The sequence below is a fragment of the Cupriavidus sp. 207A1 genome (genome assembly GCF_057798955.1).
This window is the reverse complement of sequence record NZ_JBYOJO010000018.1, coordinates 129,302-155,129: the sequence shown is the minus strand read 5'-3', so window position 1 is coordinate 155,129 and position 25,828 is coordinate 129,302. Positions and strand designations below refer to the sequence as shown.

At 65.1% G+C, this 25,828-nt stretch carries 23 protein-coding genes; 11 read left to right on the top strand and 12 right to left on the bottom strand.

Features of this window, described 5'->3' with window-relative positions:
- Window positions 1-358: 358 nt before the first annotated feature.
- The gene (locus tag AC3FMM_RS27250) at window positions 359-1,057 is read left to right on the top strand and encodes a hypothetical protein (protein WP_488686212.1); all 699 of its coding nucleotides are present in this window, start codon (window positions 359-361) and stop codon (window positions 1,055-1,057) included.
- On the opposite strand, the gene AC3FMM_RS27245 is transcribed toward AC3FMM_RS27250, so the two are convergent.
- The 7 genes from AC3FMM_RS27245 to AC3FMM_RS27215 form a co-directional block, all read right to left on the bottom strand.
- A complete protein-coding gene (locus AC3FMM_RS27245) occupies window positions 1,054-1,482 on the bottom strand; it encodes a hypothetical protein (RefSeq protein ID WP_488686213.1) in 429 nt (142 codons plus the stop codon). The two genes, AC3FMM_RS27250 and AC3FMM_RS27245, sit on opposite strands and share 4 nt — an antisense overlap.
- Complete coding sequence (locus AC3FMM_RS27240; RefSeq protein ID WP_488686214.1) at window positions 1,439-3,436, bottom strand: integrase; 1,998 nt, start codon at window positions 3,434-3,436, stop codon at window positions 1,439-1,441. The genes AC3FMM_RS27245 and AC3FMM_RS27240 overlap by 44 nt, the downstream gene beginning before the upstream one ends.
- Before the next feature lie 4 nt (window positions 3,437-3,440).
- Window positions 3,441-5,081 (bottom strand): hypothetical protein, encoded by a 1,641-nt coding sequence (locus AC3FMM_RS27235; protein ID WP_488686215.1) that lies wholly within the window; start codon window positions 5,079-5,081, stop codon window positions 3,441-3,443.
- On the bottom strand, window positions 5,078-6,274 hold the full coding sequence (locus AC3FMM_RS27230; RefSeq protein ID WP_488686216.1) for a tyrosine-type recombinase/integrase: 1,197 nt from the start codon (window positions 6,272-6,274) through the stop codon (window positions 5,078-5,080). The genes AC3FMM_RS27235 and AC3FMM_RS27230 overlap by 4 nt, the downstream gene beginning before the upstream one ends.
- A 137-nt stretch (window positions 6,275-6,411) precedes the next feature.
- Window positions 6,412-6,882, bottom strand: coding sequence for a toll/interleukin-1 receptor domain-containing protein (locus tag AC3FMM_RS27225; protein ID WP_367394840.1), 471 nt, complete (start codon window positions 6,880-6,882; stop codon window positions 6,412-6,414).
- A 606-nt stretch (window positions 6,883-7,488) separates the two neighbouring features.
- Window positions 7,489-8,031 carry a single-stranded DNA-binding protein gene (locus AC3FMM_RS27220; RefSeq protein ID WP_488687727.1) on the bottom strand — a complete coding sequence of 181 codons (543 nt, stop codon included), beginning with the start codon at window positions 8,029-8,031 and terminating at the stop codon, window positions 7,489-7,491.
- A 216-nt stretch (window positions 8,032-8,247) separates the two neighbouring features.
- Window positions 8,248-9,510 (bottom strand): MFS transporter, encoded by a 1,263-nt coding sequence (locus tag AC3FMM_RS27215; RefSeq protein ID WP_115708071.1) that lies wholly within the window; start codon window positions 9,508-9,510, stop codon window positions 8,248-8,250.
- Window positions 9,511-9,736: 226 nt separating this feature from the next.
- On the opposite strand from AC3FMM_RS27215, the gene uvrA reads away from it, so the two are divergent.
- A complete protein-coding gene (gene uvrA / locus AC3FMM_RS27210) occupies window positions 9,737-12,601 on the top strand; it encodes an excinuclease ABC subunit UvrA (protein ID WP_116312118.1) in 2,865 nt (954 codons plus the stop codon).
- 27 nt (window positions 12,602-12,628) lie between these two features.
- Here uvrA and AC3FMM_RS27205 read toward each other — a convergent pair whose 3' ends face one another.
- Window positions 12,629-13,222, bottom strand: coding sequence for a histidine phosphatase family protein (locus tag AC3FMM_RS27205; protein WP_115708067.1), 594 nt, complete (start codon window positions 13,220-13,222; stop codon window positions 12,629-12,631).
- Between the two features lie 115 nt (window positions 13,223-13,337).
- On the opposite strand from AC3FMM_RS27205, the gene AC3FMM_RS27200 reads away from it, so the two are divergent.
- Entirely contained in the window at window positions 13,338-13,823 is a 486-nt protein-coding gene (locus AC3FMM_RS27200) for an adenosine-specific kinase (protein ID WP_115708065.1), read from the top strand.
- A gap of 9 nt (window positions 13,824-13,832) precedes the next feature.
- On the opposite strand, the gene AC3FMM_RS27195 is transcribed toward AC3FMM_RS27200, so the two are convergent.
- From AC3FMM_RS27195 to AC3FMM_RS27185, 3 genes are all read right to left on the bottom strand, one after another.
- The gene (locus AC3FMM_RS27195; protein ID WP_115708063.1) at window positions 13,833-15,512 is read right to left on the bottom strand and encodes a Na/Pi cotransporter family protein; all 1,680 of its coding nucleotides are present in this window, start codon (window positions 15,510-15,512) and stop codon (window positions 13,833-13,835) included.
- A gap of 205 nt (window positions 15,513-15,717) precedes the next feature.
- Complete coding sequence (locus tag AC3FMM_RS27190; protein ID WP_116312116.1) at window positions 15,718-16,329, bottom strand: LysE family translocator; 612 nt, start codon at window positions 16,327-16,329, stop codon at window positions 15,718-15,720.
- Between the two features lie 40 nt (window positions 16,330-16,369).
- Window positions 16,370-16,942: an adenine phosphoribosyltransferase gene (locus AC3FMM_RS27185; RefSeq protein WP_111518227.1), complete on the bottom strand. Its 573-nt coding sequence runs from the start codon at window positions 16,940-16,942 to the stop codon at window positions 16,370-16,372.
- Between the two features lie 205 nt (window positions 16,943-17,147).
- Between AC3FMM_RS27185 and AC3FMM_RS27180 the strand changes: the two genes are divergently transcribed.
- The gene (locus tag AC3FMM_RS27180; protein ID WP_115708061.1) at window positions 17,148-17,726 is read left to right on the top strand and encodes a DJ-1/PfpI family protein; all 579 of its coding nucleotides are present in this window, start codon (window positions 17,148-17,150) and stop codon (window positions 17,724-17,726) included.
- 103 nt (window positions 17,727-17,829) lie between these two features.
- Window positions 17,830-18,204 carry a ribbon-helix-helix domain-containing protein gene (locus AC3FMM_RS27175; RefSeq protein WP_062802030.1) on the top strand — a complete coding sequence of 125 codons (375 nt, stop codon included), beginning with the start codon at window positions 17,830-17,832 and terminating at the stop codon, window positions 18,202-18,204.
- 27 nt (window positions 18,205-18,231) lie between these two features.
- Here the strand turns inward: AC3FMM_RS27175 and AC3FMM_RS27170 are convergent, their stop codons facing one another.
- Window positions 18,232-20,211, bottom strand: coding sequence for a monovalent cation:proton antiporter family protein (locus tag AC3FMM_RS27170; protein WP_116312115.1), 1,980 nt, complete (start codon window positions 20,209-20,211; stop codon window positions 18,232-18,234).
- A gap of 143 nt (window positions 20,212-20,354) precedes the next feature.
- Here AC3FMM_RS27170 and AC3FMM_RS27165 point away from each other — a divergent pair, with 143 nt between their 5' ends.
- The 6 genes from AC3FMM_RS27165 to hpf all read left to right on the top strand — a co-directional run bounded on the left by AC3FMM_RS27165 (window position 20,355) and on the right by hpf (window position 25,588).
- Complete coding sequence (locus tag AC3FMM_RS27165; RefSeq protein WP_115681373.1) at window positions 20,355-21,338, top strand: KpsF/GutQ family sugar-phosphate isomerase; 984 nt, start codon at window positions 20,355-20,357, stop codon at window positions 21,336-21,338.
- Window positions 21,339-21,384: 46 nt separating this feature from the next.
- On the top strand, window positions 21,385-22,014 hold the full coding sequence (gene lptC, locus AC3FMM_RS27160) for an LPS export ABC transporter periplasmic protein LptC (protein ID WP_115679311.1): 630 nt from the start codon (window positions 21,385-21,387) through the stop codon (window positions 22,012-22,014).
- 120 nt (window positions 22,015-22,134) lie between these two features.
- Entirely contained in the window at window positions 22,135-22,779 is a 645-nt protein-coding gene (gene lptA, locus AC3FMM_RS27155; RefSeq protein WP_116312114.1) for a lipopolysaccharide transport periplasmic protein LptA, read from the top strand.
- An 8-nt stretch (window positions 22,780-22,787) separates the two neighbouring features.
- On the top strand, window positions 22,788-23,588 hold the full coding sequence (lptB, locus tag AC3FMM_RS27150) for an LPS export ABC transporter ATP-binding protein (RefSeq protein ID WP_115708053.1): 801 nt from the start codon (window positions 22,788-22,790) through the stop codon (window positions 23,586-23,588).
- Between the two features lie 122 nt (window positions 23,589-23,710).
- On the top strand, window positions 23,711-25,189 hold the full coding sequence (locus tag AC3FMM_RS27145; RefSeq protein ID WP_115679308.1) for an RNA polymerase factor sigma-54: 1,479 nt from the start codon (window positions 23,711-23,713) through the stop codon (window positions 25,187-25,189).
- A gap of 48 nt (window positions 25,190-25,237) precedes the next feature.
- Window positions 25,238-25,588, top strand: coding sequence for a ribosome hibernation-promoting factor, HPF/YfiA family (hpf, locus tag AC3FMM_RS27140; RefSeq protein WP_010814386.1), 351 nt, complete (start codon window positions 25,238-25,240; stop codon window positions 25,586-25,588).
- Window positions 25,589-25,828 lie beyond the last annotated feature (240 nt).

Below are 25,828 nucleotides of genomic sequence, written 5' to 3'. Positions count from 1 at the left end.
GAACGGTTCTGTTATGCAACGGCGTAAACATTGACCGCCAACCGGCGTGGATGGTCGCTTTGGGAGAGCTGCGACCCGGCCATCGTAAAGATTGAGGATCGTGGGGGCCCAGGCTAGGACCGAGGATCGATGCGCGGTTCGCGCTGCGGTGATGCTATTTTGCGCCGCTCGCGAGCTCATTTGGGCGTGAATGCTCGGCAATTTCAGGTAGCGTTCTCAGAAGCCCTATAAATCACATTTTCCAATGGCAGAATGCTGCAGTTCCCCCGCGCGAACGGAGTCGCCCGTGTCTGCCATGCCTAAAGGAATCGCCCCGTCGTCCCCTCGCGAACTAGTTGAACGCGCTATCGGCCACTGGATGAAGCAGTTGGAGACCTACCCCGGGTGGTCCGACTGGCGCAAGGGGCGCTTGGCGCGAACTCTCTACGACGACGACTTCCCGCTGCCAAAGGACGACATCCATCCAGAGGAATTCGCTTTCGCTCCGGAGATCGAGCAACAGCGCGACCTGGTTGTCCAGTACCTGGGCATCGAGCAAGCCCTTCAAGCCCTAAGGGACTGTGAGTACTATTTCCGCCGGTTTCCCTTTCATGGCCTGCCCGTGAGCAAGCACGAACATCTCACGTACATGTGCGAGATGTACTTCAATCGGTTCTACGAACTCAAGGAGCGGATCAAGAGATACCTCAATTCGATGAAGAAGGCTGAACCACATCACCGAATCGATATCGGACAGTTCCTCAAGTTGTTCGAGAGGGATTTTGACCAGGAGCTTCGCGAGCGGAACCAGGTGCATCACCACCGCCGCTTCGAGGATCTCGCCATTGACCGCGTCTACCTCGCCTACGTCATGTCCGATCGAAGCAGCGACTGGAAGGAGGAGTCCGAGCGTTTTTATCGCAAGGCCACCAACGAATGGGCACAGCGGGTTCGAAGGCGAGCAGCCCAAGCAGAGAAGTACGTCGATGCCGTTGCCCAGACGACGTTGGACGGCTGCACCTTTCTCAAGGCCGCGACACCGAACGCTGATGTCGCCGCAACCGCTAATTCCGCCTAGGCTTTCCGGTTCAAGGGATCCAGCGGACGATCCAGATCATCGATACTGAGTCCGCGCTGCAGGCATTGATTGGCAATGCGTTGCCAGCGCTGTAGCCACAGCGCTTCAAGGTTTTCATACCAGCGTATCTTTGCGCGCAGGCTCTCCACCGTTTGATCGAGATAGGCAAGCTCGTCGCGACGCGTGCGTGATCTGGATTTTCGGCCGCTGTCGGCCAGCGCACGCTTGGCCTCCTGGTATGCGTGCACGATCTCCGGATGACGGCTCAGCGCCTGGCGGGTGTATCCGGAGAACGCTTCGACACGCTCCCAGGTCAGTCGCGTACCCAATTCCCTGCCCTGCCAGCGCTCAAGCTCGGCGATGATGCCCGCCTTCTTACTCTCATTTATCTTTGCGCTTGCCCGGATGCTTTTCGGCACTTCCATACTCCTCTACGTATCGCACCAGATCAGCTTGATGGAAGCCTATCGTTGCAAGCTGCTCCGTCAGCTGTCCATATCGAGTCTCAAGATGCCGGTACCAATCCGAGTGCATCAAGGATAGCGACCTCGCACGTGCCGTCACTGCATGCAGGCTGATGTATGCCACCGCAGCCTGTCTTTTCAGTTCATGCGCTCTGGCCGCTTCGCCCTTGATCCACAGATATTCCTCGCATTTCGCCGTGCATTGCAGATGGCGCTCGCAGGGGGACATCTGGAAGTCGTGGACGCATAAGCCCGGCCCTACATCGTGGACTGCCTGGATGCGTGCAGTCAGGAATGTCTTTGCCACTTCAAGCGGCAGGGCTTTGGCAACCTCAACAATGCCTCCCGCCAACTTGTCTTCCAGAACCTCCTTAACCACCTGCGCCGCGCGTTGGGCAGTCGTCAGATGTTGATAGGCTCTCGTGTCCGCCTCATGCTTTCGCCCAAACCATTTCGTTTGCACGAGATCCGGCGCTCCACCTTCGTCCAGCAGATGGTTAAGGAAGTGCCGGAGTCCATGCGATCGCAAACGCAGTACCAGGCCGTCTTCACCCGCAAGCCCATATCGCTCGAACGCCGACCGAATGGCGGGCCGTCCGGTCAGGAAGTCCGTTACGTTCTGGTCCGATACGGGTCGAGCGGCATACTTAAGCGTTGTCCGCGTCCCGCGATGGAACTGATTCGCGTAAGCCACGCACAACGCTTCGTGAAGCTTGAGCCCTTGACCGGCAGGCCCCGGGATCATCGGCCCAAACCAATGGTCTTTGGCGATGCCACACAGCAAAGCTTCCCGATCAACACGTAGCCCCCGGTTTTCTATCTCGAATGGAATTTCCCTACTCCTAAGGAACTGCGCAATATTTCGACTCTCCAACCCAAGTGCAGTTTGTATGTCACACGTGTAGAGCCTCTCGGGAAGGGAGCGTAGTAACAGCAGCGACCCGCGGCGACTGGCTTTCAGGGCGACCTGCCGCGGCCCAGCCGTTGCTTTCTGCAGTTCCGCCAGCGCAGCCTCCACCAATTCCACCGTCTCGGATAGCAATGGCTTCGTATGCCATTCGACCATCACGTCGTCAGCTCGACCTTTCAGCCTTGCATAGCGCAAGTTCCGACTACCGTCCTTCGCAATGGAGATCGGATTCACCGGCAGCGTCAGCATCTCGCCAACTCTGAGGCCAGTGCATGCCATGATCGTGGCGATCAGAACCAGCATGCGGTCGCCGGTGCCCGCATCATCCGTGGGTTCGGCTTGCGGGATCTTCTGGTAAAGCCATCCAAGCGCCCGGATCGCTTCCTCTTTTGGCAGCCTGTCCGATACCTCTGTCGAGCGGTCTCCAATCCTGTCCGGCGTCAGTGATCGGGGCCGCGCTTTTCGCCTGCACCGCCAGTCCAGCCTCACGCGGCTGAGACGATATCGGTCCAGCATATCGGCGAACTCTTCCATGTGACCAAGGACCTTGTACGCGGATGTCTCCAGTTCTCTTTGGATAACCATGGCCGCCGCCCGGTCCAGGTCATCCTTGCGCAGTTCGCCGAGTTGATGCCCAGTCCTTCGGATTGCCTCACACACGTAGCGTGTAGCCCGGATGAACACGCTGTGGCTGCTCACAGACTGGCCTCGCTTCTGATGCCGGACGCATACAAGAGCCTTGACGAGATCCGCGAAGGCCTCTGGCAGCGGCTCGCCCACACCCTTGGCCGTTCGCCTATGCTGGGTGAATGGCAGTCGCAGTCCCCCGGCGTTGGCCTTGTATCCTCGCGTGCGATGTTCATAGGCAGCCGAGACATCCCAGACCGGTGCATCCCACTCGACATCACCGAACGGCATCAACGCTTTCGCCTTGCCGATCAGCTGCATTCCATTCTCGATCCAGTCATCTCCTGCGGGTGCTTCCAGGCGGCCGACGGCCGCCATCGTCTTACGCCTTCCCGCCGTTCCGTTTACCATGGTGGGCCACCAGTTGTACAACCTCCGCTACTGCGTAGATCACCTCATCCATCTGGACTGACAGGCGCATGCCGAGCCGACCACGACGCTCATCCCTCCCTTTGAGCAGCGCATCCAGTACGGCCTGATGGTCGGCTTCCAGGTACGGCTGGAACTTGGGACAGACGTAGCAAGAGAATGGTGGGTCCAGCAGGCAGCGAGGTGACTGGCCACATGCGCCGATCTCAACCGGCTCCACAGCGTCTACGTCACCGACGAAGCGGACCCTTTTTTCCTGGCAAACGTCCCTCGCCGCTTCGGAGTCCACTCCGATGGGCATCCCTTTGAACAGCTTCATGAGGGGGCCTAGCCGTAGTGCAGCGGCGCGGTTCAGAATGCGGGTCAGACGGGCTCCCTTCAAAGCGTAGTAGACCCGCACATGTTGCGTATCGGAATGGTCCAACATCGTGGCGAGCATGGTCTTGGATGCGCCGAGCTCCACCATCGTCGTGGCAAACGTGTACCGCAAGCGGCGTGAACTCAAGCGGAGCTGCCGTCCGGTGCGCGGCGATTGGATTGCCATTCGTGTAGCGAACCCCCGTATGAGTCTCAGGAATTCCTTTCCTGTCATGTGGTACGCATACTCCTCGACACCAGTACCGACCCGCCATTCGTCCACACTATCGCGCATAAACAGCGGACGCGGATACCCTTCACAATCGATACTCCCGTTGGCCACTAGCAGGTCATGTATCAACGGCAGCAGATCGTTGCTCACCCGCTCTTGCACGAACTGCTGGCGCACACCGATCCCCCATTTCTTGATGCGGGGAATGGACAGTCTCCACTGTGGCGGCACGTCGAACCCGGCCAACTGATTTGACAGATCCTCCTCTCTGAGGAGGCAATAGTTCGATGGATTCCGACCATATGCCAAGCTCAATGCAATCGCGGCACGCTGCATCACGTGCGAGCGCTCTTGGGAGCGATCACCCACCAATGCGGCACGCAGAACAGCCACCTCCGTGTCCCAGAGCGGTCCGCGCTCCTCGTCTTCCAACTCCACCGCAAGTAGAGACGAGCGTGCGGGTATGGAAACCTCATCTAGTTCAAGCGCGAACTGTTCATCGAACCCCAGGCTCGCAAGCATTGTTGCTGACCAACGATACCAGCTGCGCAGAAGGTAGAACTCGTCCATCGCCTTCCTGGTCCGTAGTGCGCAAACAGCTGCCTCGACATGCCGGCACAACGCATCCTTCAGATCTTCCGTCTGTTCCTCCGACGCCAAGGCTCGCCATTGCTCCAACAGCAATAGCCCCTGCGTACCAATGCCTGATGATCTTCCTCTCAGGGCCCCTAGCACTTTGGTCAACGCATTCATGACGCTCCGGCTCGCTTGTTGCGTCATTAGCATCGATGCCCATCGACGCAACGCGTAGCCCACTACGGCGCTTCCGTCCGACTGCCTCTCCCAGTGAAACGCGACGTTGTTGGTAGGCACATTGAACTTCCAGTACGTTCCACTCATCTCCATACGACGACCATCTCGGTCGATGACGTAGCTCGGCAACGGTGGAAGGTTGTTCTTTCGCAGCAACGACATGATTGCGCGATTGATCTCGGCGTTCGTCATTCGATATCCGACGTCGATGCATTAAAGACCGTGGACTGGTATTCAAGGCTGAGCTCACAGGACTCCCGCCGGATCGCATGCCAGACGTACGGCCGGATAGACTCTGACGAGCGCCAACCGAAGAAGTACATCATGTGTTTCTCGACGCGCTCCTCGTCCAGCCCGTTGCGCAACGCTTCCGCACGGAAGTTCGTTGCGCACGTGCTACGCAGGCAGTGCGGATGCAAATCGCGGAATTCGGCGTGTGCTGCGCCAACTTGGGTGAGCAATCCGTTGACGCGCGCCAGGCTCATCGGCATCCCATTCCGGCCCAGGAACAGGAACGGACTTTTGTCTGAACCCGGTATGGCTCGACGGGTACGACAGATATAGGCGTTCAACAGTCCAGCTAACGCCCGATCGCAAGGCAACTGTCGCGACTCCGTCTTCACCTGGGGTTCATTGCGACGAGGATCCCTAGCGTCGTCGGGCGAGCGCTCAACCCTGATCTCCGGAATGGCGCCCGATAGGACGCAGTCAGCAACGCGCAGTTTGAGGAGTTCGCCCCGCCTGATACCCAACAGCAGCAACACCAGGACGATGAGGTAATTGCGGTCCTGATAGGGGACCTTCCAGGGATTTTCGTCGTTGCCGGGACGGCAGATGCTCAGCAGACGGTTCACACGCTCCTCGGACAGCGGGGAGGCATGATGCACTGGCGCGGCGCGCCTTGGCCCGGCCGTGGCAATCGTGTGCTGCATCGTCGCCAGTCGTTGTCTGATATCAGTCAGTTCCCGGCTACCGATCGGCAGACGCCCCATGGCGCCTTCCACATGCCAACGAATGAACTGCATGACGACTTGAAGACGCTGCGCTACGGTGGTCGGAGCCACGACCAGCCGGCGTACCGCCCCTCGTGACTTGAAGTCGCGTCTTAGCCAGGGGTAAAGTTGGCTGGCAATTTCGTCCGGTGAGAGTCCCTCGCCGGTAATCAGTCTGGCCTGTAGCGGAATGCCATGCTGGACCGCCCACTGCCACAGCAACCCGATGACCTGCAGTGATTTTGACAGACTGTTGGCCGACAGCCGTGAACGCAGTCGCTGAATCGCATACTCGTTGATCCAGCCGATAGGTTGCCGGTCTGCGTCCAGCAGGATCGGCAGGCGCTCGCCGTCCGGATGCCGGACCGTCACCACATGAAATTGGGCATGCATTGGCGCTCCTTCGGCCGACGCGTCCCAATTACCGTAGACAATGTTTACGACTTTTCCATGTCACGAAGCGGTGATCGCAGCCCCAGAAGCAAAAAACCGGCTCTCGCCGGCGTTTCCCCCCACGGAAGCTTCACCTGTCAGCTCCAGATAGCGACCAGCTCGGCAATTTTGGTTGCGACCACCGCCATCGTGTCTTCGGACGTGTCAAGTCCGCTTCGCGAAGCAAGCATGGGGCTAACATCGCGGAGCGCAGTGTACGTAGTGCCATGCACGATGGGCACGAGACGGTTACCCTGCAGAAGAGTCGAAAGCTCTTTGTCGGCGACGCCCTCTTTCGGAAGGCGTGCCAACAATGCGGGGGTCACCAGGACGAGTCCAATTTTCGAGGCCGCCAAGCCTTTATCGATGGCTCGCATCATCGGTACGCCCAGACCTAGATCCTTCTCGCTGAACCAGACCTTGACCCCAGCCGCCTCGAGCAAATCGTGCAGCTCCTTGGCCGCGCCCTGCCTGTCATCCCAAGCGTGGCAGAGGAAGCAATCCCGAAGGTCCGGCTTCGCCGCCGCTTCTTTTTCAACAGCCTCGCGAATCGGAGTGAGGGACGCCACCTGAGCGGGCGTGTACGAAACGGACGAACCGGCACGCGACCAGCGCGGCCTTGAACTGCCGCCTCCGCTGGACCTGCCACCGCTGCTGTAGCTGCTCCCGCCACCAGAAGCGTAGGACGAGCCATAGCCACTGCCGTACCCGCCTCCATAGCTGCTGCGGTACCCGCCATAGCGGGAACTACATGCCGGACAGGCTGCTGCCGCGGCCGCCGAGTGGTGCCCTCGAACTGGTGCTGTGCATCGTGCCATTGCTGTGCAATCTCCCTTGTGGTGATGGCGATGTCTCTAATGATAAGCGCAGTAATGGAAGCGATCGCTGTCACAGCCCCAGCTGCACCTGAACAACAGCAGAGTGTCGTTATCCAAGTATCAGCAGTGGTGAGCACTAGCTCACGTTCTTCCCTCGTTGGAGGTTGAAGATCCCGCCTGAGATCTTAGCTTCTGGGCGCCGAAGTTGACACTTTCGCTTCCTGACGAAAATCTCATGCCCTTCCGCAAAACCACCTTCTGATCTTTCCAACGCACCACCGCCCATAAAGTACTGATCAAAAAGAAAAACCCCGCGCGAACACGGGGCTAATCTTTACAAGTATTACTTACTCAAGGTTAGAACGGAATATCGTCGTCCATATCCTCGAAGCCGTTCGAGGCCGGTTGCTGCGGACGGCGCGCCGCGCCGCCCTGCTGGCCACCGCCGCCCTGGGCACCACGGCCGCCGCCATAGCCGCCGCCCGACGATTCGCGGCTATAACCGCTACCGCCGCCGCCGCCACCGCCGTAGCCGCCTTCATCGCCGCCACCGCCGCCACCGCCCTGGCGCGAACCCAGCATCTGCATCTGGTCGGCAACGATCTCGGTGGAGTACTTGTCCTGGCCGGACTGGTCCTGCCACTTGCGGGTGCGGATGCGGCCTTCGATATAGACCGACGAGCCCTTGCGCAGGTACTGGGCGGCAATCTCGGCCAGCTTGCCGAACATCGCCACGCGGTGCCATTCGGTGGCTTCCTTCATCTCGCCGGACTGCTTGTCCTTGTAGCGGTCGGTGGTCGCCAGGCGCAGGTTGGTGACGGCGTCGCCGCTGGGCATGTAGCGCGTTTCGGGGTCTGCGCCGAGGTTGCCGACGAGAATGACTTTGTTGACCGATGCCATGTAAATGTTCTCCAAAAGCCACGCGCGGTGTTGAAAAGCGTGGCAATACGATGACGGTGAAAGCGGGTTGTAGTTTGACGCGATCGTGCCGCGACGTAAACGAACACGCGACGTAAACGAACATCGCGCCCCCGCCAGAATGCCGGGTGGCGCGATGATGCTAGGCCTCTTTCCGGCCCAAATGCTTTACGAAATGATGCGAAACCAGGCGCCGGATCAGGCCGCGGCGGCCGGTGCGGCTTCCTGCCCGCGCGCCGGCGGCGCCTTCATGCTCCAGGCGATTATAAGCCACAGCAACAGCACCGCCGCGCAGCCCACGAACACGGCACTGCGGCCCTCGTGCTTGAGCAGCCAGCCGCCGGCGGCACCGCCCAGGAACAGGCCCAGGGCCTGCGTGGTGTTGTAGACGCCGAGCGCCGCGCCGCGCGCGGCCGCGGCGTAGCGCGACACCAGCGACGGCTGCATTGCCTCCAGCACATTGAAGGCGACGAAGAACAGCAGCAAGACCCCGACGATCGCCCACAGCCCGTGCACCGCGGCAAACAGCAGCTGCACCGCGGTCATCAGCGCGACCGCGCCCAGCAGCACCGGGCGCACGCGGCCGTAGCGCTCGGCCGCCATCATCGGCCCCAGCATCAGCACGAATGACACCAGCACGACGGGCAGGTAGACCTTCCAGTGCTGGTCCAGCGGCATGCCGGCATCGGCCAGCATCGCCGGCACCACCATGAACATCGCCACCTGCGACGCGTGCAGCGCCAGCACGCCGACATTGAGCCGAGCCAGGTCGCCGTTGAGCAGCACCTTTCGGAAAGGCAGCCGCACCGGGTGCGGCGGCGGCGGGGTCGGCACCAGGAACACGGTCACGCCGATGGCGACCAGCCCCAGCACCGACATCAGCCCGAAGATGCCGGACATGCCGATGCTGTGCAGCAGCGGCGAGGCAATCACCAGCGACAGCGCGAAGGTCAGCCCGATGCTGCCGCCCACCATCGCCATGGCCTTGGTGCGATGGCGCTCGCGGGTCAGGTCGGCGATGCAGGCGGTGATGGCGGCCGAGATCGCGCCCATGCCCTGCAGCGCGCGCCCGGCGATGATGCCGGAGAGCGTGTCGGAAAACGCGGCGACCAGGCCGCCGGCGATAAACAGCAGCAGGCCGCCCACCATCACCGGCTTGCGCCCGACGCGGTCGGACAGCCAGCCCAGCGGGATGTGCAGGAAGGCCTGCATCAGGCCGTAGATGCCCATCGCCAGGCCCACGCGCTGGGCGTCCTGCCCGTCGGGCAGCGTCCGGGCGTATTCGGCAAAGACCGGCAGGATCAGGAACAGGCCCAGCATGCGCAACGCGAAGATGCTGGCCAGCGATACCGCGGCGCGCAGTTCGGCGCGCGTCATGCGTTCGCGCGCGGGAGCCTGGGATGCGTCGGCGGCACCCGTTTCCGGGGAAGTTTCCGTGGAAGAAGAAGGGATCGACGGCATTGCGATCGTGGGATCGTGTGGGATTCGGGGTCGGGCTGGTTGCCGTTGGGCGGCAATGGTCGGGTCCGCTGGTGGCCGGACAACCCCGGAAACCGAAGTTGGGTATATTAACAGGTTTGCTCCTTCGCGCTTCCCGGGTCACCTGGCCATGCCGGCTGCCCCCGAGAGGTGCGCCCGGGCGCGCATTCCGGCCGGGGCGGCCCGCCTGGCGACGACTTTTCGGCATATGGAAGAAATCAAGATCCGTGGGGCGCGTACCCACAACCTGAAGAACATCAATCTCGACCTGCCGCGCAACCGGCTGATCGTGATTACGGGGCTGTCCGGCTCGGGCAAGTCCTCGCTCGCCTTCGACACGCTCTATGCCGAGGGCCAGCGCCGCTACGTGGAATCGCTCTCCGCCTACGCGCGCCAGTTCCTGCAGCTGATGGAGAAGCCCGATGTCGACCTGATCGAAGGGCTGTCGCCGGCGATCTCGATCGAGCAGAAGGCCACCAGCCACAACCCGCGCTCGACCGTCGGCACCGTCACCGAGATCCATGACTACCTGCGCCTGCTGTACGCGCGCGCCGGCACCCCTTACTGCCCCGACCACAACCTGCCGCTGCAGGCGCAAAGCGTGTCGCAGATGGTCGATGCGGCGCTGGCGCTGCCGGAAGACACCAAGCTGATGATCCTGGCGCCGGTGGTGGTGGACCGCAAGGGCGAGCACTCGGACCTGTTCGACAGCATGCAGGCGCAGGGCTTCGTGCGCTTCCGCATCCGCTCGGGCGGCGGCACCGCGCACGAGGCGCAGGCCAGGGTTTATGAAGTCGACCAGCTGCCCAAGCTGAAGAAGACCGAGAAGCACAGCATCGACGTGGTGGTCGACCGCGTGAAGGTCCGCGCCGACATCAAGCAGCGCCTGGCCGAATCGTTCGAGACCGCGCTGCGGCTGGCCGACGGCCGCGCGCTGGCGCTGGAGATGGACAGCGGCAAGGAGCACACCTTCAGCTCGCGCTTTGCCTGCCCGATCTGCTCGTATTCGCTGCAGGAGCTGGAGCCGCGGCTGTTCTCGTTCAACAACCCGATGGGCGCGTGCCCGAGCTGCGACGGGCTGGGGCAGATCACGTTCTTCGACCCGAAGCGGGTGGTGGCGTTTCCCAACCTGTCGCTGGCGTCGGGCGCGATCAAGGGCTGGGACCGCCGCAACCAGTTCTACTTCCAGATGCTGCAAAGCCTGGCGGCGTACTACGACTTCGATACCGACACCGCGTTCGAGGACCTGCCCGAAACGGTGCAGCAGGTGGTGCTGCACGGCTCGGGCGAGCAGGAAATCCCGTTCACCTATATCAACGAGCGCGGCCGCGCCACGGTGCGCGAGCATGTGTTCGAAGGGATCATTCCCAACCTGGAACGTCGCTACCGCGAGACCGATTCCGTCGCCGTGCGCGAGGAACTGGCCAAGTACCAGAACAACCAGCCCTGCCCGGCCTGCCACGGCACCCGGCTGCGCACCGAGGCGCGCCACGTCAAGCTGGGCGAGAACGAGCAGGCACGCGCGATCTTCGAGATCAACGGCTGGCCGCTGCGCGATGCGCTGACCTATTTCCTGACGCTGGACATGCACGGCGCCAAGCGCGAGATCGCCGACAAGATCGTCAAGGAGATCACCGCGCGGCTGAACTTCCTTAATAACGTGGGGCTGGACTACCTGTCGCTGGAGCGCAGCGCCGACACGCTGTCTGGCGGCGAGGCGCAGCGCATCCGGCTGGCGTCGCAGATCGGCTCGGGCCTGACCGGCGTGATGTACGTGCTGGACGAGCCCTCGATCGGCCTGCACCAGCGCGACAACGACCGCCTGATCGGCACGCTCAAGCACCTGCGCGACATCGGCAACTCGGTGCTGGTGGTCGAGCATGACGAGGACATGATCCGCGCCTGCGACTACGTGGTCGATATCGGTCCCGGCGCCGGCGTGCACGGCGGCATGATCGTGGCCGAGGGCACGCCGCGGCAGATCGAGGCGTCGCCGGCCTCGCTGACCGGGCAATACCTGTCCGGCCAGCGGCGCATCGAAGTGCCGAAGCAGCGCACCGCGCCCGACGACGAGCGGCTGCTGCGCATCGTCAACGCCAGCGGCAACAACCTGCGCAACGTCACCGCCGAAGTGCCGGTTGGCCTGCTGACCTGCATCACCGGCGTGTCCGGCTCGGGCAAGTCGACGCTGATCAACGACACCCTGTACCACGCGGTGGCGCGCCACCTGTACGGCTCGACGCCGGAGCCGGCGCAGCACGACCGCATCGAGGGGCTGGAGCATTTCGACAAGGTCATCAACGTCGACCAGAGCCCGATCGGCCGCACGCCGCGTTCCAACCCGGCTACCTACACCGGCCTGTTCACGCCCATCCGCGAGCTGTTCGCCGGCGTGCCCTCGGCCAAGGAGCGCGGCTACGATCCGGGCCGCTTCTCGTTCAACGTCAAGGGCGGGCGCTGCGAGTCCTGCCAGGGCGACGGCGTGCTCAAGGTCGAGATGCACTTCCTGCCCGACGTGTACGTGCCCTGCGACGTCTGCCACGGCAAGCGCTACAACCGCGAAACGCTGGAGGTGCTGTACAAGGGCAAGAACATCTCCGAGGTGCTCGACCTGACCGTCGAGCAGGCGCACGAATTCTTCAGCGCGGTGCCGGTGGTGCGGCGCAAGCTGCAGACGCTGCTGGACGTGGGCCTGGGCTACATCCGGCTGGGACAGTCGGCGACCACGCTGTCCGGCGGCGAGGCGCAGCGCGTGAAACTGTCGCTGGAGCTGTCCAAGCGCGACACCGGGCGCACGCTCTATATCCTGGACGAGCCCACCACGGGCCTGCACTTCCATGACATCGAGCTGCTGCTCAAGGTCATCCACAAGCTGCGCGACCAGGGCAATACCGTCGTCATCATCGAGCACAACCTCGACGTCATCAAGACCGCCGACTGGCTGATCGACATGGGGCCAGAAGGCGGCGCCGGCGGCGGCCAGGTGATTGCGCGCGGCACGCCGGAGGTGGTGGCGAAGAGCAAGGCGAGCTTTACGGGGAAGTATCTGGCGCCGCTGCTCAAGCGCGCGTGACACGCGGACTGTCCGCCGGACCGCGGCTCAATCCAGCCCGCCAGCCGGCAACACCCGCGTGCGCCGCGCCGCGCCGCCCTGCGGCAACTCGATCACCACGCCGCCACCGCTGTCGGCACCGTGCCCGCTCAGCGCGGTGATCACCACCTGGTGCGTGACCATCAGGTAAGGCCCGCCGCGCGGGTCGAGACCGTCGATCAGCCGCGACAGCTGCGCGACCTGCGCGTCGCGGCGCTGCGCATCGGCGCCGAAGAATGAATTGAGCAGCGGCTGCACCTGCACCGGTCCCAGCCCGATCAGCCGCGCCGTGTCCTGGCAACGGCACCAGGCGCTGCTCCACACCTGCGTCGGCCGGAACCCGGCTGCCTTCCAGCTCGCGCCCAGCCGCGCCGCCTGCTCGCGGCCGCGCGCGTCGAGGTTGCGCTGGGTGGCGCAATCGGCCAGCCGGAAGCCGGGCGGATCGCCGACGCCCGGCGCGCTGGCATGGCGCAATACCACCACGACATTCGGGTGCCGCAGTTCGGTCAGCGCGACCTCGCGCTGTGATGCCGGAGCGACCTGTGCGGCGGCAAGCGTCGGGACGATGGCAAGCACCGCAAGCCATCTGCAAATTGCGGGCATGGGCGGCTCCGGTGGTGGGCGAACCCCTCCGGTATAGCAGGCGCCGGCTTGCTTTCGCTACCTCGCGCCCTACCATGGAGCGGACGGCGACACGCATCGCCACAGGAGCCACGCCATGGAACTGACGGTCGTACCGGTCACCAAGCCGGAAGCCACCAACTTCATCTTCGGCCAGTCGCATTTCATCAAGACCGTGGAAGACCTGCACGAAGCGCTGGTCGGCGCGGTGCCCGGCATCCGCTTCGGGCTGGCCTTCTGCGAGGCCTCGGGCAAGCGGCTGGTGCGCTGGTCGGGCACTGACGAGCACCTGATCGACATGGCCTGCGAGAACGCGCGCGCCATCGGCGCGGGGCACAGCTTCCTGATTTTCCTGGGCGACGGCTTCTTCCCGGTGAACGTGCTGGGCGCGGTGCGCGCGGTGCCGGAGGTATGCCGGATCTACTGCGCGAGCGCGAACCCGACGCAGGTGATCGTCGCGCAGACCGATGCCGGGCGCGGCGTGGTGGGGGTGATCGACGGCGCCTCGCCGCTGGGGATCGAGACCGAGGCGGATGTGGCCGAGCGCAAGGCGCTGCTGCGCAAGTTCGGCTACAAGCTGTAGCCGTGCCGCTCAGTGCTGCGCCGCCTGCACGCTCGTGACCGGCGCCACATCGTCTTCCTTCATCCGGCTGCGGTTGAGCACGCCAGCCTGCTCCAGCACCGGATAGGCGGTCGCGCAGAACAGCGAATTCAGCCGCTTCAGCTCGCTGATCACGTCCAGGTGCAGCGAGCTGGTCTCGATGCTTTCCGCGGTCTGCACCGCCACGCGCTGCAGATGGGTGCGTGCGTACTTGCGCTCAAGTTCGCGGAAGTTGGCCTTCTCCGCCATCAGCGCCTGCGCGCTCTTGAGGTCGCCGTTGAGAAAGACCGACAAACCCAGCCGCAGGTTGGCGACCAGGCGCGCGTGCATCTCGGCGATCTCCTGCATGCCGGCCTCGGAGAACATCAGGTTGTGGGCGATCTTCTTGTCCTTGGTATCGAGCAGGATGCGCTCGATGATATCGCCGGCATGCTCCAGGTTGATCGTCAGCGAGATGATCTCGGTCCAGCGCTGGCCGTCGCGCTCGTCCAGCGCTTCCAGGCTGATGCGGGTCAGGTAGAGCTTGATCGCGGTGTAGAGGTCGTCGACCTCGTTGTCGATGCGGCAGGTGGCCGTGGCCAGCTTGGCGTCGTTGGTGCGCATCACGCGCAGCATGTTGTCGAGCATCTGCTCGACGCGGTCACCGATGCGCAGCACTTCGCGCGCGGCATTGGACAGCGCCAGCGTGGGCGTCGATAGTGCGGCGGTATCGAGATGGCGCGGCGTGACCTGGCTGTCGCCGGTATTGCGCCCGGGCAGCACCTTTTCGCACAGGCGCGCCAGCGGCGCGGTGGCGCCGAGCAGCAGGACCGCCAGCGCAACGTTGAACAGCAGGTGGAAATTGACGATCAGCCGTTGCGGCTCATGGTCGACCAGCGCCAGCAGTTCCTCGGCCTGGCCCAGCAGCGGCAGCGCGATCAGGCAGCCCAGCAGGCGCGACAGCAGGTTGCCCAGCGTCACGCGCTTGCCCGGCTGGTTGTTGCCCGAGGTAGTCAGCAGCGCCGACACGCCCGAGCCCAGGTTGGCACCCAGCACCAGCGCCAGCGCCACGTGGATCGACACCACCCCGGCGGAGGCCAGCGCGCCGCAGAACAGCACCACGGCCAGGCTGGAATAGCACAGGATGGTCAGGAACGCGCCGACCAGCATGTCGAGGCCCGCATCGCCGGTCAGCGAGGCGAACAGCACCTTGACGCCGGCGGCCTGCACCACCGGCCGGGTCGCGATCGAGATCAGCTCCAGCGCCAGCGTGATCAGGCCCAGGCCGATCAGCACGCGGCCGACGTGGCCGGGCTTGCTGCCCTTCCAGGTCAGGTGGCAGATCACGCCGACGAAGATCAGCAGCGGCGACAGCCACGACAGGTCCAGCGAGAACACCTGCACCATCAGCGCGGTGCCGACGTTGGCGCCCAGCATGATCGCCAGCGCCGGCGCCACGGCGATCAGGCCCTGGCCGACGAAGGAACTGACGATGACCGCGGTGGCGTTGCTGCTCTGGACCAGCCCGGTGACACCCAGGCCGGCAAGGAAGGCGGTGAAGCGGTTGGAGACGCTGGTCGACAGCACATGGCGCAAGTTGGCGCCGTAGACGCGCAGGATGCCGACCTTGACGATGTTGGTGCCCCAGACGAGCAGGGCCACGCCCGATAACAGGTGAAGGAGAACGCCCATGTTGCGCCTTTGCGTGACCGGTGCCGAATACTGAATGGAGGCTCCGCCCGGTCATCGTGTCGTTGTCAAGGGCTCATTATGCGCCCGGCCCCCGGCACCGGCAACGGCATGGGGCCGCGCTGCGGGGCGCGGGCAACATGGCAACGCCGCCATCGGCCGACGCGACGATGCGGCGGCGCAGCGTGCGGCCCGCCAGCGACGCGGCTCAGGGCAGCGCGACCTTGATCCCCAGCCCGACGAAGATGGCCCCGGCAGCGCGGTCCAGCCAGCGCCCGGTCGCCGGCCGCCGGCGCAGCCAGGCGCCCAGCCAGCCCGCGCACAGCCCGAACAGCGAGAACACCACCGCGGTCTGCACCATGAAGACCACGCCCAGCAGCAGGAACTGCAGCCCGGGGTGCGCGGCATCGGCGCGCACGAACTGCGGCAGGAACACCAGGAAGAACAGCGTCACCTTGGGGTTCAGCATGTTGCCCAGCACGCTCTGGCGGAATACGCGCGCCAGCGGCACCGCATCGACAGTGCCGCCCTGCGCCAGACCGCCCTGCGCGCGCAGCGCCTGGATGCCGATCCAGATCAGGTAGGCCGCTCCGGCGTACTTGATCAGCTGGAAGGCCAGCGGCGAGGAACGCAGCACCGCGGCCAGCCCCACCGCCGCGATCACGGTATGGAACAGGCAGCCGACCGAAAAGCCCAGCGCCGCCACCAGTCCCGCGCGCCGCCCCTGCGCCATGCCGCGTGCCAGCACCTGCAGGTTGTCCGGCCCGGGGGCCACGGTCACGGCGATGGAGGTCAGCAAAAACAGCAGCAGGTCAGGCATGGACACTCCTTGCGTGGGTCTTTAGTTGCGCGCGCATCGCTCAGTGGCCCTCGAACTTGCACACGGTGAACAGCGGCAGCCCGGCACCGTGCAGCAGTTTCGATCCGCCCAGCTCGGGCAGGTCGACGATGGCGGCGCCCTCGACCACGGTCGCGCCCAGGCGCTCGAGCAGCTTGCGCCCGGCCATCATGGTGCCGCCGGTGGCGATCAGGTCGTCGACCAGCAGCACGCGGTCGCCGGCCTTGCAGGCGTCGGCGTGGATCTCGACCGTGGCGCTGCCGTACTCAAGCTCGTATTCCTCGGCCACGGTCTGGAACGGCAGCTTGCCCTTCTTGCGGATCGGCACGAAGCCGAGGTTCAGCTCGTACGCGACGATCGCGCCCAGGATAAAGCCGCGCGCATCGATGCCCGCGACCAGGTCCAGTTGCGCATCCATATAGCGGTGCACGAACACGTCGATCAGCACGCGCAGGGTCTTGGGATCCTGCAGCAGCGGCGTGATGTCGCGGAACATCACGCCGGGCTGGGGCCAGTCCGGAACGGTACGGATGCGCTCGCGCAGGTAGCCGGTGACGTCGCCGAGGTCGGGGGACTGGATGATGGAATCTGCCATAGGGATCAGGGGATGGGCGCGCGGCGCGCCAGTCAGAAAGCGGCGGCGGCAACCTGCGGACGCGCGGTAACCCGCCGTGGTAACCCATTACCACCCGCGCCACCGGGGCGCCCAGCACAATGGCCCTGCCGGCCGGACCGGCTGCCCGAGCCGGCTTGCCGCGTCCGGCACCCGCCGGACACCCGTAACCATACAGGAGACCACGATGGCAAAAAAGATTCTGATGCTGGTGGGCGACTACGCCGAAGACTACGAAACCATGGTGCCGTTCCAGGCGCTGCAGATGGTGGGCCACAGCGTCGATGCCGTGTGTCCCGACAAGCGCGCGGGCGACGCGTGCGCCACCGCGATCCACGATTTCGAGGGCGACCAGACCTACAGCGAGAAGCGCGGCCACAACTTCACCCTCAACGCCAGCTTTGCCGAGATCGACCCGGCCAGCTACGACGCGCTGGTCATCCCGGGCGGGCGCGCCCCCGAATACCTGCGCCTGAACGCGCGCGTGCTGGAGATCGTGCGGCACTTCGCCCAGGCCGGCAAGCCGATTGCCGCGGTGTGCCACGGCGCCCAGCTGCTGGCGGCCGCGGGCGTGCTGGAAGGCAAGACCTGCTCGGCCTACCCGGCCTGCGCGCCAGAGGTGAAGCTGGCCGGCGGCACCTATGCCGAGATCCCGGTCGACCAGGCCCACACCGACGGCAACCTCGTCACCGCCCCGGCCTGGCCGGCGCATCCGGCCTGGCTGGCGCAGTTTCTTGCGGTGCTGGGCACGCGGATCGTACATTAGTGCTTTCCGCACGCGGCGCCGCCACGCGCGATGCATGGCTTGCCGACCCGGCAGGCCATGCACGGCCTGCCGGCCGCGCCGCCCGCCCGCCAGGGAGCCCTCGATGTGTGAAATCTTTATCCGCGCCAATCCGGCGTCTTACCAGAGCCAGTCGCGCTCGCTGCGCCTGCACGGCGCGGCCACCAGCATCCGGCTGGAAAGCCTGTTCTGGGAAGTGCTGGAAGAACTGGCGCAGCGCGACGGCATGACCGTCAACCAGCTGATCACGCGCCTGCACGACGAACTCACCGAACACCGTGGCAGCGAGGCCGTGGCGGGCAACTTCTCATCCTTCCTGCGGGTGTGCTGCCTGCGCTACCTGATGCTGCAGGGCGAAGGCCGCATCCCGGCCGATCGCGACGTGCCGATCCGCTCGCTGGATCCGCGCGCCGTGCTGGACAACCTGCCGGAGTCCTGGGTCGAGCCGCGCCCGCACTAAGGCTTGCTGCGGCGCCAGATCCGGCGCTCAGCCGTTCAGGATGCGCGTCTCGGCGGCCTCCAGCGCCTCGGGCGGGCCGCGCAGCACGACGATATCGCCGGGCTCCAGCACGGTCTCGGGCTGCGGGTCGAAGGCGCGGATGCCGCGCCGGCGCACCGCGGTCACCTCGACCCCGATGCGCTCCAGCCCCAGCACGCCCAGGCGCCTGCCCACCGCGGTGGATTGCGGGCCGAGCGACACCGAATGCAGCCGCACGGAGTCGCGCTCGACCATGTCCTCTTCGTCGTCGCGCCCGTGGAAATAGCCGCGCAGCAGGCTGTAGCGCGCGTCGCGCGCCTGCTGCACGCCGCGCACCACGCGCCGCATCGGCACGCCCAGCAGCACCAGCGCGTGCGAGGCCAGCATCAGGCTGCCTTCGATGATTTCGGGCACCACCTCGGTGGCGCCGGCCTTTTGCAGCGTGTCGAGCTCAGAATCGTCGACCGTGCGCACGATCACCGGCAGCGCCGGCGCCAGCTCCTGCACATGGTGCAGCACCTTCAGCGCCGACGGCGTGTTGGCATAGGTCACGATCAGCGCCGCGGCGCGGTGCAGGCCCGCCGCGATCAGCGCCTCGCGCCGGCCGGCGTCGCCGTAGACCACGGTATCGCCCGCGGCGGCGGCCTCGCGCACCCGGTCGGGGTCCAGGTCAAGCGCCACGTAGTTGATACCCTCGCGCTCCAGCATGTGCGCCAGGTTCTGGCCGCTGCGGCCGAAGCCGCAGATGATGGCGTGCTTCTCGGTCTGCAGGCTCTGCGCGGCGATGCGGGTCATGTTGAGCGACTGCATCAGCCATTCGTTGGCGGCAAAGCGCAGCACGATGGCGTCGCTGTACTGGATCAGGAAGGGCGCGGCCAGCATCGACAGCAGCATCGACGCCAGGATCACCTGGATCAGCACCGGGTCGACCAGGTTCAGGCCGTCGATCTGGTTCAGCAGCACGAAGCCGAACTCACCCGCCTGCGCCAGCCCCAGCCCGGTGCGGATGGCCACCCCCTGGCGCGAGCCGAAGACCCGCGCCAGCACCGCGATCAGCACCAGCTTGAACAGCACCGGCACCACCAGCAGCGCCAGCACCAGCCATACGTGGTCCAGCACCACGCGGATATTGAGCAGCATGCCGATGGTGACGAAGAACAGGCCCAGCAGCACGTCGCGGAACGGCTTGATGTCTTCTTCCACCTGGTGGCGGTAGGGCGTCTCGGAGATCAGCATGCCCGCCATGAAGGCGCCCAGCGCCATCGACAGGCCCAGCCGCTCGGTCAACGCCGCCATGCCCAGCGTCACCAGCAGCAGGTTCAGCATGAACAGTTCCTGCGAACGGCGCGCCGCCACCACATGGAACCAGCGGCTCATCAGGCGCTGGCCCAGGAAGAAGATCGTGCCCAGCGCCACCACGATCTTGAGCGTGGCCAGTCCGAGCGCCATCACCAGGTCGCCCGGGTCGCGCGACAGCGCCGGAATCACGATCAGCAGCGGCACCACCGCCAGGTCCTGGAACAACAGGATGCTGATGATGTTGCGCCCGTGCTCGCTTTCCAGCTCCATGCGCTCGGACAGCATCTTGGACACGATCGCGGTGGACGACATCGCCAGGGCCCCGCCCAGCGCCACCGAGGCCTGCCACGACAACGGGAACAGCCAGTTGAAGGCCCAGCTGGCCGGCACCACCGCCAGCATCGACAGCACCACCTGCGAGCCGCCCAGGCCGAATACCAGCCGCTTCATCGCGCGCAGCTTGGCCAGGCTGAATTCCAGCCCGATCGAGAACATCAGGAAGACCACGCCGAATTCGGCCAGGTACTTGGTCTGCGCGGTATCGCTGGCCAGCCCCAGCGCATGCGGCCCGATCAGGATGCCGACGGCCAGGTATCCCAGCATCGGCGGCAGCTGCAGCATGCGGAACGCGACCACGCCGAACACGGCGGCGGCCAGCAGCACCAAGGTCAGTTCCAGCGGAGAATGCATCAGGCGGTCAGGGTGACCGGCGAGGCGCGCGGCCGACCCGGCACGGGCACCCTGCCGGCGGAAATACGGCGAGCACGGGCGAGCACGACGCGCGCCAGGGGTCGGCTCAGGTGCGGTCGCATTCGTTGGTATACTTCGTCGCCATGATAGCCAATTTCGATGCGGATCGAGCACTCAGGCTCGCCCGCGACACGCTCCAGACTGAAGCCGATGCGGTTTCCGCACTTTCCGGCCGCCTGAACGGCGACTTTGCCCGTGCCGTGCAGCTGATCCTGCTATGCACCGGGCGCGTGGTCGTTTCCGGGATCGGCAAGTCCGGCCATATCGGCCGCAAGGTCGCGGCCACGCTGGCCTCGACCGGCACCCCCGCGTTCTTCGTGCATCCGGCCGAAGCCAGCCACGGCGACCTCGGCATGGTCACGCGCGACGACGTGCTGATCGCCTTCTCCAATTCCGGCGAGACCGGCGAGCTGCTGTCGATCATCCCGATCGTCAAGCGCATCGGCGCGCGCCTGATCTCGGTCACCGGCAACCCGGACTCCAACCTCGCCAAGCTGGCCGACGTCCATCTGGACGCTGCGGTCGAGAAGGAAGCCTGCCCGCTGAACCTGGCGCCGACCGCCAGCACCACCGCCGCGCTGGCGCTGGGCGACGCGCTCGCGGTGGCGGTGCTGGATGCGCGCGGCTTCGGCGAGGAAGACTTCGCCCGCTCGCACCCCGGCGGGGCGCTCGGGCGCAAGCTGCTGACCCACGTGCGCGACGTGATGCGCACCGGCAACGCCGTGCCCGAGGTGCGCGAAAGCACGCCGCTGGCCCAGGCGCTGATGGAAATCACGCGCAAGGGCATGGCCATGACCGCGGTGGTCGATCCCGACGGACGCGCCATCGGCGTGTTCACCGACGGCGACCTGCGCCGCCTGCTGGAAACCCCGCGCGACTGGAAGACCGTGCCGATCGGCGAGGTCATGCACCGCAACCCGCACGTGGTCAACCAGGACCAGCTGGCGGTGGAAGCCGTGCAGGTGATGGAAGCCAACCGCATCAACCAGCTGCTGGTGGTGGACGACGACGGGCGCCTGACCGGCGCGCTGCATATCCACGACCTGACCCGCGCCAAGGTCATCTGAGCCGGCGCGCCACCGACGGCACCAGCAGCACAACGCCAAGGACACCATGCAGGCACTCCTCGCCTCCCTCAGCGGCATCGTCATGCGGCTGCTGCCGCTGCTGCTGATGGCCATCGTGGCGGGCAGCACGTTCTGGCTGGTCCAGATCAACTCCCCCAAGGAAGACCAGGCCGCGCAGACCACCAAGAAGCACGAGCCGGACTACTTCATGGACCGCTTCTCGGCCACCGAGCTGGCGCCCGACGGTAGTACCAAGATCCGCTTCACCGGCGAGCGCATGGTCCATTTCGAGGACGACCAGACCTACGAGGTCACGCGCCCCGCGATGCGCGCCTACGAGCCGGACCGCCCGCCGGTGACCGCGCGCGCCGACATCGGCCGCATGAACGCCGAAGGCACGGTGATCGACCTGTACGGCAATGGCCACGTGCTGCGCCAGCAGGGCAAGGACCCGTCCAAGGATCCGCAGCTGACCGCGGCGTCGAGTTATTTCCAGCTGCTGGTCAATGACGACATCGTCAAGACCGACAAGCCGGTCAAGCTGACGCGCGGGCCCTCGGTCATGACCGCCAACGGACTGATCTTCAACAACGTCACCCGCGAAGTACAATTGCTCGGCAATGTACGCGGCACCATCATCACCGGGCCGTCCCCGGGCCGTGCGCCAGGATCCTGAGTCCCGGTCCGGCGCAGCCGTGCATGCGGTGCCGGCCGGCACCGCCCTGCAGCGCACGCGCCAAAGTCCGCGCAAACCGCACCACCACGCATCCAGACGCCCTCAAGCAACCCTGCCAACATGACCGCTTCCCTGACGACATCGTCCCGTCGACGCACCGCCCCGGCCCTGCTCGCGCTGGCCCTGGCCTTCGGCCTGCTGGCCCAGCCTGCCCTAGCCGAGCGCGCGGACCGCGACAAGCCGATGGTGCTGGAGGCGGACAACGCCAGCTATGACGACGTCAAGCAGATCTATACGCTGACCGGCAACGTGGTGCTGACCAAGGGCACCATGATCCTGAAGTCCGACGCCGCCGAGCTGCGCACCGACCCCGAGGGCTACCAGTTCGCCGTGGCCACCTCGAAGCCGGGCAGGCAGGCCTATATCCGCCAGAAGCGCGAGGGTGTCGACGAATACATCGACGGCTGGGGCGACCGCATCGAGTACGACGGCAAGCAGGAATTCTCAAAGCTGATCGGCAATGCCCGCATGGCGCGGCTGCAGGGCGCCAAGCTGGTCGACGAGATCCGCGGCGCGGTGCTGACCTACGACAGCCGCAAGGAACTCTATACCGCGGCGGGCGGCGGCAGCGGCGATGCCGCGGCGGCCAACCCGTCCGGCCGCGTGCGCGCGGTGCTGTCGCCGCGCCAGGACCAGAAGTCCGGCACCGCAGGCGGCTCGCCGCTGGACCTGAAGTCGGCGCCCGCGCCCGCCAACAAACCCTGACCGTACCCATGACCGATACCGCCACCATTGCCGACAAGCCTGTCGTCGAAGCCAACTCCGTCCTGCCCGGCGGCAGCACGCTGGTCGTGCGCCACCTGAAGAAGCGCTATGGCTCGCGCACGGTGGTCAAGGACGTCTCGCTCGACGTCAAGAGCGGCGAGGTGGTCGGGCTGCTCGGCCCCAACGGCGCGGGCAAGACCACGTCGTTCTACATGATCGTCGGCCTGGTGGCACTGGACGAAGGCGATATCGTGCTCGACGGCGACCACATCAGCGGCCTGCCGATCCACGAGCGCGCGCGCATGGGGCTGTCGTACCTGCCGCAGGAAGCCTCGGTGTTCCGCAAGCTCAACGTCGAGGAGAACATCCGCGCGGTGCTGGAGCTGCAGCTGGACAAGGGCAAGCCGCTGGCCAAGGCCGAGATCGAGCGCCGCCTCGATGCCCTGCTCGACGACCTGCAGATCGCGCACCTGCGCAACAACCCGGCGCTGTCGCTGTCCGGCGGCGAGCGCCGCCGCGTGGAAATCGCGCGCGCGCTGGCGTCGTCGCCGCGCTTCATCCTGCTCGACGAACCCTTCGCCGGCGTGGACCCGATCGCCGTGGGCGAGATCCAGCGCATCGTCAGCTTCCTCAAGGCGCGCAATATCGGCGTGCTGATCACCGACCACAACGTGCGCGAGACGCTCGGCATCTGCGACCACGCCTACATCATCAGCGAAGGCACGGTGCTGGCCGCGGGCCAGCCCGAAGACATCATCGCCAATGACGCCGTGCGGCGCGTCTACCTGGGCGAGAACTTCCGCATGTGACAAGACGGCTGCCCGGCACGGGCAGCCATGGCTGCGCGGCGGGAGAGTCAGCGGCGATCACGGCGCATAAGCGATAGCAATTTCCGTTCCAACATCGGAAAGATGCGCATAAAATAGGTCGCATGAAACCGTCGCTACAGCTCCGCCTCTCCCAGCACCTGGCACTGACCCCGCAGCTGCAACAGTCGATCCGGCTGCTGCAGCTTTCCACGCTGGAACTGCAGCAGGAAGTCGAACAGGCGCTGACGGAAAACCCGCTGCTCGAGCGGGAGAACGACTGGATCGAAAGCCCGCTGCGCGTGGCGGCCGATGGCTCGGTCAACGTACAGAGCGCGCCCGCGCCCGCCCCCGCCGAGCCCCAGGGCAATGGCGACGCCCGCGCCGAAGGCGCCGCCGATGACAGCTACGGCGACAACAGCAGCGGCGACGACTACGGCAACAGCGACTGGAGCCTGGACGACTTCGCCCGCCGGCCGCAAGGCGACGAGGACGAAAAGACGCCGATGCAGCTGCGCGATGCCGAGCCCACGCTGCGCGAATACCTGATGGAGCAACTCACACCGCTGAAGATCTCGGCGCGCGACAAGGGGCTCGCCATCTTCCTGATCGAATCGCTCGACGACGACGGCTACCTGAGCGCCTCGCTCGAAGAGATCTGCGCGGAGCTGCCCGAAGAGCTGGAGTTCGACCCCGACGAAGTCCACGCCATCCTGACGCTGCTGCAGAGCTTCGATCCGGCCGGCGTCGGCGCACGCAATGCCGCCGAATGCCTGGCGCTGCAATTGCGCCGCCTGACCCACCCGCAGCGCGAACTGGCGCTGACCATCGTCACCCATCATCTGGAACTGCTTGCGGTACGCGACTACACGCGGCTGAAGAAGGCGCTGCAGGTCGACGAAGTCGCGCTGAAGGCCGCGCACGACCTGATCCGCTCGCTGGCCCCCTACCCCGGCCACGCGTACAGCCGGCCGGAGGCGGATTTCGTCGTGCCGGACGTATTCGTGCGCAAAAGCGGCAGCGGCTGGATCGCGCAGCTCAATCCGGATGTGATGCCGAGGCTGCGCATCAACGACATGTACGCGCAGATCCTGCGCGGCGCCAAGGGCGAGACCGGCACCGCGGGGCTGCAGCAAAAGCTGCAGGAGGCGCGCTGGCTGATCAAGAACATCCAGCAAAGGTTCGACACGATCCTGCGTGTCTCGCAAGCCATTGTCGAGCGTCAAAAGAACTTTTTCACCCACGGTGAAATCGCCATGCGCCCCTTGGTTTTGCGGGAGATTGCCGATACACTGGGTTTACACGAGTCAACCATCTCCCGGGTGACGACCAATAAATACATGGCCACGCCGATGGGTACTTTCGAACTGAAGTACTTCTTCGGCAGCCACGTGTCCACCGAAACCGGTGGCGCGGCTTCATCAACGGCCATCCGCGCCTTGATCAAGCAACTGATAGGAGCCGAAGACCCGAGGAATCCCCTTTCCGACAGTCGCATCGCCGAACTGCTGGGTGAGCAAGGCTTCGTTGTCGCACGCCGCACCGTTGCCAAATATCGCGAAGCCCTGAAGATCCCCGCAGTGAATCTCCGCAAGTCTTTGTAGCCGAGCCCACCGCCTGCCTGGTGAGGCTCTTTCAGAAGGAGAAGCGCTATGAACTTCAAGATCAGTGGACACCACCTGGACATCACGCCCCCTCTGCGTGAGTACGTGGAAACGAAGCTGGAGCGAATCGTCAGGCATTTCGATCAAGTCATTGGCGTTAGCGTGCTGCTCTCTGTCGACAATCACAAGGAAAAGGACCGGCGTCAGTACGCGGAAATCAATCTGCATCTAAAGGGCAAGGACATCTTTGTCGAGGCGCATCACGAAGACCTGTATGCGGCGATCGACGCACTCGTCGACAAGCTGGACCGTCAGGTGATTCGCTACAAGGATCGCGTGCAAGGCCACGACCGCGAAGCGGTCAAGTACCAGATGGCCGCAGCGCAAATGCAGCAATAAACCCGTGCCCGGCAGCCCCGCAGAGGGCTGCTGAACCAGGATTCCACAGGCAAGCCGCGCCGAAGCGCGGCTTTTTTGCGCCCTGGCACAGTGCCGGCTGTGGCAGCGGAGCAAACCTTGCCACGCAGGGAAGCCCGAAATGTTCGCAAGCGCAGCGCCAAGGTGTATGCTGCGCCATACAAAGAGAGAGAACTCGTGGCCGCGCCTGCTCGCGCTGCACCGCACAATGCAAGGGTAGCC